This is a genomic window from Intestinimonas sp., from assembly GCF_026169115.1.
In the GTDB taxonomy this organism is placed as follows: Bacteria; Bacillota; Clostridia; order Oscillospirales; family Oscillospiraceae; genus Intestinimonas.
The window spans coordinates 21,423-32,959 of record NZ_JAPFEA010000016.1 but is presented as its reverse complement, the minus strand read 5'-3'; the positions used below and the strand labels follow the sequence as shown (position 1 = coordinate 32,959).

Annotated in this window: 11 protein-coding genes; all 11 read right to left on the bottom strand. The window is 63.8% G+C overall.

Features of this window, described 5'->3' with window-relative positions; all coding sequences use genetic code 11:
* The coding region (locus Q0Y09_RS01470; protein WP_297716663.1) for a hypothetical protein at nucleotides 1-446 on the bottom strand (446 nt) is incomplete at its 3' end.
* Nucleotides 446-940, bottom strand: a complete 495-nt coding sequence (gene coaD, locus Q0Y09_RS01465; RefSeq protein ID WP_297716661.1) for a pantetheine-phosphate adenylyltransferase — start codon at nucleotides 938-940, stop codon at nucleotides 446-448. The genes coaD and Q0Y09_RS01470, both read right to left, overlap by 1 nt.
* Nucleotides 941-970: 30 nt before the next feature.
* Complete coding sequence (rsmD, locus tag Q0Y09_RS01460; protein ID WP_297716659.1) at nucleotides 971-1,516, bottom strand: 16S rRNA (guanine(966)-N(2))-methyltransferase RsmD; 546 nt, start codon at nucleotides 1,514-1,516, stop codon at nucleotides 971-973.
* A 24-nt stretch (nucleotides 1,517-1,540) separates the two neighbouring features.
* Nucleotides 1,541-2,857 carry a transglutaminase domain-containing protein gene (locus Q0Y09_RS01455; protein ID WP_297716656.1) on the bottom strand — a complete coding sequence of 439 codons (1,317 nt, stop codon included), beginning with the start codon at nucleotides 2,855-2,857 and terminating at the stop codon, nucleotides 1,541-1,543.
* Nucleotides 2,842-4,698, bottom strand: a complete 1,857-nt coding sequence (gene uvrC / locus Q0Y09_RS01450) for an excinuclease ABC subunit UvrC (RefSeq protein ID WP_297716654.1) — start codon at nucleotides 4,696-4,698, stop codon at nucleotides 2,842-2,844. Before uvrC ends, Q0Y09_RS01455 begins: the two co-directional genes overlap by 16 nt.
* A gap of 362 nt (nucleotides 4,699-5,060) precedes the next feature.
* Nucleotides 5,061-5,324 carry an HPr family phosphocarrier protein gene (locus Q0Y09_RS01445; protein WP_033116234.1) on the bottom strand — a complete coding sequence of 88 codons (264 nt, stop codon included), beginning with the start codon at nucleotides 5,322-5,324 and terminating at the stop codon, nucleotides 5,061-5,063.
* Between the two features lie 230 nt (nucleotides 5,325-5,554).
* Complete coding sequence (locus Q0Y09_RS01440) at nucleotides 5,555-7,930, bottom strand: endonuclease MutS2 (protein WP_297716651.1); 2,376 nt, start codon at nucleotides 7,928-7,930, stop codon at nucleotides 5,555-5,557.
* A 31-nt stretch (nucleotides 7,931-7,961) separates the two neighbouring features.
* Entirely contained in the window at nucleotides 7,962-8,828 is an 867-nt protein-coding gene (locus Q0Y09_RS01435) for a PhzF family phenazine biosynthesis protein (protein ID WP_297716649.1), read from the bottom strand.
* Nucleotides 8,829-8,847: 19 nt separating this feature from the next.
* Nucleotides 8,848-9,612 (bottom strand): DNA repair protein RecO, encoded by a 765-nt coding sequence (gene recO, locus Q0Y09_RS01430; RefSeq protein ID WP_297716647.1) that lies wholly within the window; start codon nucleotides 9,610-9,612, stop codon nucleotides 8,848-8,850.
* A 446-nt stretch (nucleotides 9,613-10,058) separates the two neighbouring features.
* Nucleotides 10,059-10,955: a GTPase Era gene (era, locus tag Q0Y09_RS01425; RefSeq protein ID WP_297716644.1), complete on the bottom strand. Its 897-nt coding sequence runs from the start codon at nucleotides 10,953-10,955 to the stop codon at nucleotides 10,059-10,061.
* A 75-nt stretch (nucleotides 10,956-11,030) separates the two neighbouring features.
* Nucleotides 11,031-11,537 carry an rRNA maturation RNase YbeY gene (gene ybeY / locus Q0Y09_RS01420; protein ID WP_297716642.1) on the bottom strand — a complete coding sequence of 169 codons (507 nt, stop codon included), beginning with the start codon at nucleotides 11,535-11,537 and terminating at the stop codon, nucleotides 11,031-11,033.

Below are 11,537 nucleotides of genomic sequence, written 5' to 3'. Positions count from 1 at the left end.
GCCCGGAACCGCGCCCGGGAGCGTTTGATCTCGTCGTATGCCTCGCTGACGGCCTCCTCGGTCCGGCGCAGGGCGTCCTCGCAGTACTCGTTGGCGGCCCGACGCAGCTCCCGGCTGCGCTCATCGGCCACCTTGAGCATCTCGTTGGCCCGCTGCTTGGCCTGGGCGGCCAGCTCGTCCTCGGCCAGCATCTGTCGTGCCTTCTCCTCCGCCTGCTTGCGGATGAGCTCCCCTTCCCGCTTGGCGGAGGCGATATAGTCCGCCCGGGCGGCCAGGAGCTTCTTGGCCTCGCCCAGCTCCACAGGGAACTGGGCCTTGATCTCATCCAGCAGGTCCAGGGCCTTGTCCCGCTCGATGATGCACTTGTCGCTGCTCAGGGGCAGGCTCTTTGCCTCATCGATCATGGAAAAGAGCATGTCCACCAATTCTTCTACGCCGGTCGCCATCAGCCGTCCCTCCTGCTGTCATTCATTTTCTGCTTCACATCCGCGATGATCTCCCGGGGGATGAAGTCAGACAGATCCACCCCGTAGCGCACCATCTCCTTCACCACCGTGGAGCTGAGATAGGTGTACTTCTCGTTGGAGGGCAGGAACATGGTATCTACATTTGGGTTGAGCTTGCGGTTGACCACAGCCATCTGGACCTCGCTCTCAAAGTCGGACACGGCCCGGAGCCCCTTGACGATGACCCTGGCCTTCCGCTGTCTGGCGTACTCGGCCAGGAGCACAGAGGAGGCGTCCACCTCCACATTGGGCAGCTGAGAGACCACCCGCCGGATGAGCTTCACCCGCTCCTCCGGTGTGAAAAGGCCGTTCTTTTGAGAATTGACCATGACACAGACAATGAGCTTGTCAAAGCACAGAGCTGCCCGCTTGATGATATTCAAATGCCCCAGGGTGATGGGGTCAAAGCTGCCGGGGTAAATGGCGGTCTTCATATCGTCTGCCCCCTGAAAACGGGAATGGGCTCACGCATCTCTGTGGTAGACGGTGAGCTTGATCTTGCCGTAACGGTAGTCCTTCCCCCTGCGATAGGGCGCGGAAAGGGCAGGGAGGAGGGTTTCTGCGGCACTTTCGCAGACCATTATACCATTTTCCGACAAGATGTCAATTCCCGCCGCCGTCTCCAGGGCTTTTTCCAGCATTCCACTGCCGTAGGGCGGGTCCATGAGGATGAGGTCGAACTTCTCCGAACAGCTGGTGAGGAAGGAGAGATAGTCCCCCTGAACCACCCGGGACCGGTCATTGAAGCCGCACAAAGCCACATTCTCCCGGACCAGGGTAGCGGCCTCCTTCCGGATGTCCACGAAGGTGCAGTGGGCCGCACCCCGGCTCAGGCACTCGATCCCCAGCTGCCCGGTGCCGCCGAAGAGATCCAGCACCCTCCGCCCTTCGATGTCGAACTGGATGATGTTGAAGAGAGATTCCTTCACCTTGTCGGTGGTGGGCCGGGTCTCCATGCCCGAAAGCTCCTTGAGCTTCCTGCCCCGGGCCGTTCCTGTGATGACGCGCATCGCGTCCGCCCTCCTTTTTCTTTTTTATTCGGGTTTCGGGCCCGATCCGTTCCAGAAATACCGGGTGGCGGTTGCCTCCGGCACATACAGATAGTCCCACTGGTGGTCGCTCTCCCGCAGGCGCTGGCTGGTCACGTTGAAATAGCGGTGGCGGACCACAGAATTGGTGTTGCCGTTCCCCATGGTGGGGTCGTCCCAGGTCACGTCCACGCAGTACCATTCCCCATCCAGCTTCACCATATTCCAGGCGTGGTCCTCCCGGGAGTCGAAGACGGCCCCCACCACCGTGATGCACTCCACCCCGCTCAGGTCCATGAGGAGCTGGAAGGTGGTGGAATAGCCCAGGCAGTTGCCGTATCCCCCCACCAGGATGCCATAGGGGTCCCGGTAGCCGGTGCGTCCGCTGTGTCCGGGGTTGCTGTGGACCGTCTGGTCGTAGCTGCCGTGCTCCACGATCCAGTCGTGGACGGCCAGCTCCTTTTCAAAGTCGGTCATGTCCTCTGTGATGAGCGCCCCCAATACTTCCCGGCATTTCTCCAGGATGGCGGCGTCCTTGTCGGAAAGCCCGTCCTCCTCCCCTGTCTCCCAGGCCGCCTGGACGGCAGAGCTGTCATAGAGCGCCATATTGGCGTCGTCCGGGTCCGTGAAGGGGACGAAGCCGCTGACGTCCAGGTCCGGATTCAGGATGGGCCGCTCCGTCTCCTCCGGCGGCGCGGAGGGCGTGGGCTCCGGTATGAGCGTAGGCGTGGGCTCCGGCAGCTCGGTCTCCGGCGGCGGGGTCTGGGTGACCTCCGGCTCCGGCTCAAAGGTGGGGGCCGCGCTCTCCTCCTCTTCCTCCGTCGGGGGAAGTCTATCCTCCAGGCAGGCGTCAAAGCACTCCTGCGCCCCCTCCGGGTCATCGCAGACCAGCAGGGCGGCATAGCTGTCCCGACGGAGGACCAGGGCCCGGTCCAGCCGGTCAGCTTCCTCCGGGGCGTAGCCGAAGAAATCCCCCTGCCGGCCCAGCCGATAGTCCTCCAGAAGCTCCGCCGCGTCCTGGGCGGCAGAGGGGTCAGAGAGCCGCACCACGGTGATCTCCCGGGCGTCCATGCCCCCGGCAGCGTAGACCGCCCCCTCTTCCCAGTTCTCCAGACCACAGAGGTCGGAGAGGTGGTCGTCGAGGGCCTCCCCCTCCAGGGCGGGGAGGTCTGTCAGGTCTCCCGCTCCTTCCACCACCGCCCGGGCCAGCTCCGCCGCCGTCACACCGACGGTGGTGGATCCGGCAGGCTCCTGCCCGCCGCAGGCGGCCAGGGTCAGGCAGAGGGCCAGGAGGGTCAGCAGTACCGCTATCCTTCGGCGCACGTCTGGGTCCCTCCTTCCGCTGTCCGGGGGTGGAAGTGCTCGTAGACCGCCCGGGCCGTATGCTTGGGTACCACCTCTTCCAGCGCCGCCAGAGAGGCCCCCTTGATGTTCTTGATGCTCTTGAAGTGCCGCAGCAGCTCATTGCGCCGCTTCTCCCCCACGCCGGGGATCTGGTCCAGGGCGGAGCCCCTGACGCTTCTGGACTGCTGGAGCCGCTGGAACTCAATGGCAAAGCGGTGGGTCTCCTCCTGGATGCGGCCCACCAGGGCAAAGACCGCCGGGATCTGCTGAATGCCGATCTCGCTCCCCGCCGGGTCCACCAGGGCCCGGGTGCGGTGGCGGTCATCCTTTACCATGCCGAACACAGGGATCGCAAGCCCCGCCTCCTCCAGCACCCGGACGGCCACCTTGGCGTGGTTTTCGCCGCCATCGATGAGAAGGAGGTCGGGCAGGTCGCCGAACTTCTCATCCCCGTCCAGGTAGCGCCGGAACCGCCGGGTGAGGACCTGCTCCATGGAGCCATAATCGTCGGCGTGGACCATATCCTTGAGCTTGAAGTGGCGGTAATCCCGCTTTAGGGGCCGTCCGTCGATAAAGACGGTCATGGAGGCCACAATGTTGGCGTCTCCGGTGTTGGAGATGTCATAAGCCTCGATTCGTTTGGGCGGCTCCGAAAGGCCCAGCATTTTTCCAAGGGCCTCCATGAGCTTGGACTGCCGCTCCTCCCGGGAGGTGGCCCGCTCCACCTCCTCCACGGCGTTTTTGTTGGCCAGCCGGATGAGATCCATCTTGGCTCCCCGCTGAGGCGTCACCAGATGGACACGGTGCCCACAGGACTCTGAGAGCATCCTGGTCACCGGTACCTCGTCCTCTATGTCGCAGGGCAGGAGGATCTGTCTGGGCAGAGCGCCCCGCCCGCCGTAGTACTGCTTCACCAGGGCGGAGACGGTGTCCTCCCTGGCCTCCTCTACCGGCGTCTCCAGGAGCTCCATGTCCTTGGCGGCCAGGTCGCCCTCCACAAAGTGGAGGACCACAAAACAGCTTTTGGCCTCTCCACGGTGGAAGCCCACCACGTCGGTGTCGGCCAGGCTCCCCGCCACCACCTTCTGCCGCTTCCCCAGCAGCTCCATGGCGGCGATGCGGTCCCGGAGCTCGGCGGCCCGCTCGAAGCGCAGCTCCTCAGCGGCCTGCTCCATCTCGGCCTGGAGGTCGGCACAGACCTCCTCGTACTTCCCCTCCAGGAGCCGGACGGCCTGTTCCATGTTCTCCTTGTACCGGCTCTGGTCCATCTCCGGGCGGCAGTAGCCGTCACACTGACCCATGCGGTAGTAGAGGCAGGGGCGCTCCCTGCCGATGTCCCTGGGGAACTTTTTCCGGCACTTGGGCAGGTGCAGGGCGGACTGGATGGCCTCGATGATGTCCTGTGTGGCCCCCCGGCTGCCGTAGGGGCCGAAGTACCGGGCCCCATCCTCCGCCGGTCGGTTGGCCAGGGAGAATTTAGGGTATGCCTCCTGGACGGTGAGCCGGATGTAGGGATAGCCCTTGTCGTCCTTCAGGAGGATGTTGTACCGGGGCTGGTGCCGCTTGATGAGGGAGCACTCCAGCACCAGGGCCTCGAACTCGCTGTCGGCGATGATGACGTCGAAGTGGTCGATCTGGCTCACCATGGCCCGTGTCTTCTCCGTGTGGGAGGCCAGGTCGGCAAAGTACTGGCTCACCCGGTTCTTGAGGGCCTTGGCCTTGCCCACATAGATGACCTCGTTTTTGGCGTCCTGCATGATGTAGACGCCGGGTTTCAACGGCAGGCTGTGGGCTTTTTCTTTCAGTTCGTCAAAGGTCAATGGAGGATCACCGCCTTGGGTCTGGTTTTACGTTGGTAACAGCCTGCCGCGCGAGCGACAGAGAGCCGCGCCGTCAGGCGCGCACAAGCGTTTTGGGCACAGCACAAAACCTTGCCGCAGGGGCAATTCATTTGCCCCGAGGATGTAAAATCAATCCAGGGGGACCCAAAAGCGCCCGCGCTTTTGGGAACAGGCTGTGGGCTCTTTCTTTCCCTTCGTCAAAGGTCAATGGAGGATCACCGCCTTGGGTCTGGTTTTACGTTGGTAACAGCCTGCCGCGCGAGCGACAGAGAGCCGCGCCATTCCCGCCATAGGGTCAAAAAAAGCGCCGCGGCTGCGGCGCTTTTTTTGGAGAGATCTGGTTACTCCGAGAAGTTGCTGGAGATCAGCTCAATGAGCGCCTCGACGGCTTCCTTCTCATCGGGACCGTCCGCAATCAGGTTAATGGCGGTGCCCTTCACGATGCCCAGAGAGAGGACACCCAGCAGGCTCTTGGCATTCACCCTGCGCTCATCCTTCTCCACCCAGATGGAGCTCTTAAACTCATTGGCCTTCTGGATGAAAAACGTCGCCGGCCTGGCATGGAGACCCACCTGATTGTTCACAACAGCCTCTTTGATATACAATTTGTGTTCCCCCCTCAAACAATACAATGTCTGCATATCTAGCATACCAAATTTCGGTCAACCAGTCAATGACATTTTGCACAAATTCACGGAGATTCCCGAGAAAAATTCGCTCTTGTGTGCATAGACACGCTTAAAAATTCAGTTCTCGCCCTTTTCCGTACATAATATGGTATTTTCAATCGGAATTGATTTGTTTTCTCTTTTGTCCTCCTGCGGCGGACGCTGTTTCAGCGCAGCTCCGCCACAGTGACGCCGTCCTCCCCCTCGCCGAAACGGCCGGGGCGGAAGGATTTGACGTACTTGCTCCGCTTCAGGTGCTCCCGCACCGCCTTACGGACGGCGCCGGTGCCCTTTCCGTGGATGACCGTCACCGTGTCCAGTCGGCCCATGACGGCGCTGTCCAGGAACCGGTCCAGCACCAGGATGGCCTCGTCGGTCATCATGCCCCGCAGGTCCACCTCCGGTGAGGCCCCCAGGGAGCGCAGCTTATGCTCGGCCCGCTGGGCGATCTGGGCGGCCTGTTTCTTGCCGCCGCCCCCGGCGTCCTCCACCACCCGGACCTCCTCCTGCTTGGCGCTGATCTTCAAAATCCCCGCCTGGAGCTGGAGGGAGCCGTCCTTGTTGACGGAGATGACGCTGGCCCGGGTGCCCATCTTCACCAGCTCCACCGTGTCCCCCGCTCTGGCGGGGCGGGTGGGCGGCGGCGGGGGCAGCTCTTCACGGGAGCCCAGGGCGTCCTCAGCCTCGTTGAGCTGCCGGCGCAGGTCGGACCGGCGCTGGTTCTGCTCCAGCCAGTCGGCCTCCTTCTCCTGGCGGCGGCGCATCTCGTTGAGCTCGGCAAAGACCCGGTCAGCGGTGTCCCGGGCCTCCTGAATGATGGCATGGGCCTCGGCCTGTGCCTTCTCCACCGCCTTGGCCTTCTCCTTCTCCAGCCTTTCCCGGTACTCCCGGGCGGTTTTGGCCGACTCCTCCATCTCCCGGCGGAGCTTTCGGGCCTCATCCTTCTCTTTCTCCATCTGCTGACGCTGCCGGTCCAGCTGGGTGAGCACATCCTCGAAGCGGACGTTTTCGGCGTCGATGCGGGCAGCGGCCTTGTCGATGATGGCCTGGGGCAGACCCAGGCGGCGGGAGATGGCAAAGGCGTTGGACTTGCCCGGCACGCCAATGAGGAGCTTGTAGGTGGGGGCCAGGGTCTCCACATTGAATTCACAGGAGGCGTTTTCCACCCCCTTGGTGGTCATGGCGTACACCTTCAGCTCGGCATAGTGGGTGGTGGCGCACACCAGCGCCCCCCGCTCACGGGCCGACTCGATGATGGCGGCAGCCAGGGCCGCGCCCTCCACCGGGTCGGTGCCCGCCCCCAGCTCGTCAAAGAGAATGAGGGTGCCGGGGCCGCACTCGGCCAGGATGCCCACGATATTCACCATGTGGGAGGAGAAGGTGGACAGGCTCTGGGCGATGGACTGCTCATCGCCGATGTCGGAGAGGACATGGTCAAAGACCACCACGGCGCTGTCGTCGTCGGCGGGGATATGGAGTCCACACTGGGCCATAAGGGTCAGCAGGCCGATGGTCTTGAGGGTCACAGTCTTGCCGCCGGTATTGGGGCCGGTGATGACCAGGGTGTCGAAGCTCTCCCCCAGGTAGAGGTCGTTGGCCACCGCCTTTTTGGGGTCCAGGAGCGGGTGGCGGGCCTTGCGGAGGGTGATGCCCTGCCTGGCCAGCCGGGGCTCGGTGCAGCGCAGCCGGTCCGAGAGCCGGGCCCGGGCAAAGATGCAGTCGATGAGGATGAGCAGGTCGTAGTCCTGGGCGATGTCCTCCCTGTGGGCGGCGCACTCGGCGGAGAGCTCCCGGAGGATGCGCTCGATCTCCTTCTCCTCCCGGGACTGGAGCTCCCGGAGCTCGTTGTTGGTCTTGACCACCGCCATGGGCTCAATGAAGAAGGTCCCACCGGAGCCGGACACGTCGTGGACCAGACCGGGGATCTCGTTCTTGCACTCCGACTTCACCGGCACCACATACCGCCCGGAGCGCATGGTGATGATGGACTCCTGGAGGTACTTGGCCTGGGAGGAGGAGATGAGCTTCTGGAGGATGTCCCGGACCTTGGAGGAGGAGGCCCGGATGTGCCGCCGGATGTCGGCCAGCTCGGGGCTGGCGGCGTCGGCGATCTCCTCCTCGGAGAGGATGGAGGTACTGATCCAGTCCTCCAGGTACCGGTTGGCCTGGAGGGAGGCAAAGAGGTGGTCGATGCAGGTCTTCTGACGGTCCCCGGCGGCGTACTCCTTGGCGGAGCGGGCACAGCGGAGGAGGGCGGCAATGTCCAGCAGTTCCCGGGTGTTGAGGGCGCCCCCCATGTCGGCCCGCTGGAGGGAGGCCGCCACTGGTCGGATGCCGGAGAGGGGGGGCGTACCCTTGAGGACGATCATGGAACAGGCGGCGGAGGTCTCCTTCTGAAGGCGCTGGACGTCGTCGGGATCGGTGTGGGGCCGCAGAGCGCGGCACCGCTCCTTTCCCTCCTCGGTGGCCGCCTGGGCGGCCAGCAGCTCCAGCACCCGGGGCAGCTCCAGGGTCTGGATGGATTTTTCAAACAGATCGGTCATGGATGGTTCTCCTTGCTGGTTTTACAGTGGGTCAGAGCAGCTGGGCCCGGAGGGCGAGCACCGCCCGTCCCCCCACCTGGACCCGGATCCCCTCCGCCCCTTCGGTCAGGCGGCTGAGGATCTCGGAGGGCTTGCCCATCTTCTCCCCCTGGAGGAAACGGTTTTCCGCCCCGGCAGAGATCCTGCCGCAGCGGTAGAGATAGTAGGTCAGCGCCCCGTTGGAGGTGCCGGTGGCCGCCTCCTCGGGGATGGCGTAGAGGGGCGCGAAATTCCGGCAGTGGGCGGTCGCTTCCCCGGTGAGACAGGGCCAGAACATGTGGACGCCCACCACACCGTACCGCTTGGAGAGCTCGGTGACGGCCCGCTCGTCCTGCTCCGCCCGGTCCAGGGCCTCCATGGTGCTCACGGGCAGGAGGATGTCCTGGAGCCCGGTGCTCACCACCATAGGTACAAAGCCCTCCGGACAGTCCGCCGTGCTCAGGCCGTAGGCGGCGTAGAGCTCCGCCGTCTCCGCCTGGGAGAAGTTCCGCCCGGCCACCGGCGGCGCCATATCCATCCACACCGCCTGCTCAGAGACCTGGATACTCAGCTCCCCCGCCAGGGTGGAGGCATGATAGACGCCCGGCGCCAGACCCTCGGCCTCCCGGAGGGTGGTGAAGGCGGCAATGGTGGCATGGCCGCACAGGTCCACCTCACCCTCGGGGGTGAAGTAGCGCAGACGGAAGGAGTCCGGCCCGATGGGACGGACGAAGGCAGTCTCAGAGTGCTTGAGCTCAGCGGCCAGGGCCTGGCAGAAGCCATCGGTGAGCTCCGGCTCCTCCGGGGTCAGCAGGGCCACCCCGGCCTGGTTGCCGGAAAATCGCTGGGTGGTAAAGGCGTCAACAATGTAGAGTTTCACAGCAGAGCACCTCACTTTATCATTTGGAAGCCGCCGGAGCGGCGTCGGTGAGCTGGTGATAAAAGTCCAGGGTGCGGAAGCCCCGGTCCAGCTGGGTGCGGAGAAAATCTTCACAGGCTGTGGACATTCTGGCCATTCCGGGCCCGTCCATGGGGAAGGAAAAGAGCCGTTTGGGATCGCCGTACACCACATGGCGCATGGCGGCCAGGCTGGTCCGGTCCAGGGCCCGTCCGGCGCCGTCTCCCAGGCCGCAGGCGGCGCAGTGGAGGACGCCCTCCCCGATGTCCAGCCGGGGGTCTGCCGGCTCGGTCTCGCCGCAGACGGCGCAGGCGTCCAGCAGGGGCTCATAGCCCGCCACACATAGGAGCTTGAGCTCAAAGGCAGCCTTCACCAGGGGGAGGGGCTTTTTCAGCTTGTCCAGGGCGTAGAGGGAATTGAGCACCAGAGATAAGAGCGCCTGGTCAGGCCGCCCCTCCTCTGCCACCGCCTCGGCCACCTCGGCGAAGTAGGAGCCCAGGGCCAGCTTTTCCACGTCGGAGCGCACCCCCCAGAAAAGGGACTGGGGCTCCGCCTCGTTGAGGGTGAGCCTGTCCCGATACTCAAACAGGGTCATGTCCGACCACGCCAGAAGTTGGGCGGCGGCGGCCAGAGGGCTGTTGCGCCGTCGGCAGCCCCGGGCCTTTACCGTCCGCTTGCCCCCCTCCCGGGTGAGCACGGTGAGGATCTTGTCCGCTTCTTTGTAGTTGGTCTCCCGGAGCACCAGCCCCTGGGTCTTGATGTGCATAGCATCACCTGATATGTAAGGGCGCTGTGCGCCCTTACGCGGTCTTTTCCCTCTCCTCCGTCTCCAGCAGGAGCCGGTAGAGGGCATAGGCTTCCGGCAAGCCGGTGGCCAGGAAGAGTTCCCAAAGCATCTGACTGTCCACGATCCATCAGGCCCCCTTTTGTGCTTAGGTTGCCTGATCCAGGGCTAGGTCATGCCCGGTAAATTTTTCGGTCAGTTCTCCCGGTAACCCACGTCGTGGATAAAATTCAGATTATCCCGCCAGTTTCTCCCCTACGGGATGTGCCATCCCGTGGGGACCCCCAATTTTATCTCACTTCCTCGGGGCAAATGAATTGCCCCTGCGGCAAGGTCCGGGCCCGCCGGCCCGGACGCTTGGACGCGCCGGACGGCGCGGCGCGCTTGCGCGCGCAAGAAAACCGGCCGCAGGTGTTGTCTGTATCCGGTCAGTCCTCCCGGTATCCCACATCGTGGATAAAATTCAGATTATCTCGCCAGTTTTCTTTGACCTTCACCCAGGTCTCCAGATAGACCTTGGTTCCCATGAAGGTCTCGATGTCCTTCCGGGCCAGGGAGGAGATCTTTTTCAGCATGGCCCCGCCCTTACCGATGATGATGCCCTTGTGGCTGGCCTTTTCGCAGAAGATGGTGGCGTCGATATCGATGATGCCGCTGTCGATGCGCTCGGAGAACTTGGTGAGCTCCACGGCGGTGCCGTGGGGGATCTCCTTGTCCAGACAGAGGAGGAGCTTTTCCCGGATGATCTCGGCGCAGACCTGCCGCTCAGGCTGGTCGGTGACCATATCCTCGGGGAAGAGCTGGGGCCCCTCGGGCAGGTAGGCGGACAGCAGGTCCAGCAGCTCCTCCACCCCCTCGCCGGTCTTCGCCGAGATGGGGACGATGGCCTGGAAGTCGTGGGCGGCCTGGTAGGTCTGCATGACGGCCAGGAGCTTTTCCTTCTCCACCGTATCGATCTTGTTGATAATCAGCACGGCGGGCACGCCCAGGGCCTTGATGCGCTCGATGAGCTCGGCTTCGGGCGCCCCCACATTGGGGATGGGTTCCACCAGCAGCAGCACGGCGTCCACGTCGGCCACGCTCTCCTTTACCACGCCCACCATGTACTCTCCCAGGCGGGTCCTGGCCTTGTGGAGGCCGGGGGTGTCCATGAACACATACTGGCACGCCCCACGGTTGACGATGGCACAGATGCGGTTCCGGGTGGTCTGCGGCTTGTTGGTGACAATGGCGATCTTCTCTCCCACCAGGGCGTTGGTGAGGGTGGACTTGCCCACGTTGGGCCGGCCCACAATACTTATCATACCGGATTTTTTGATTTCCATAGGTGATCCTCAACTTTCTTGAGCATTTGCCTCCCTCTTTGAGGGGGCGTCATTTCGTTTCATTGCGCGGCGGCTTCACGTGCCGCCCGCGCCCCGACTGATCCCCAGCTCCTCCAAAATGGCCTCTTCCCGCTCCCGCATTTGAGCCTTCATGGGGCCTTCGTCCAGGTGGTCGTAGCCCAGCAGGTGGAGGACGGAGTGGACCACCAGATAGGCCAGCTCCCGGCGGTTGGAGTGGCCGTATTCCTTCGCCTGGGCGGCCACATGCTCCATAGAGATGACCATGTCCCCCAACGGGACCAGGCCGGTGGCCGGGTCGGCGTCCTCCTCCCCAGGCAGCTCCCCCGGCGTCAGATCGAAGGCGGGAAAGCTGAGCACATCGGTGGCGCGGTCCACCTGCCGCATGTCCAAATTGATCTCGTGGATGCCCCCGTCGTCGGTGAGGCTCACATCCACCTCGCAGGGGAAGTCCACCCCCTCCGCCGCCAGGGCGGTGCGGATGACCTTGCGGATGAGGGCCCGCTGGCCCTCGCCCACCCCCGGCACGTCGGCGGTGACGGGGATATAGTGCCGTTTTGCCAT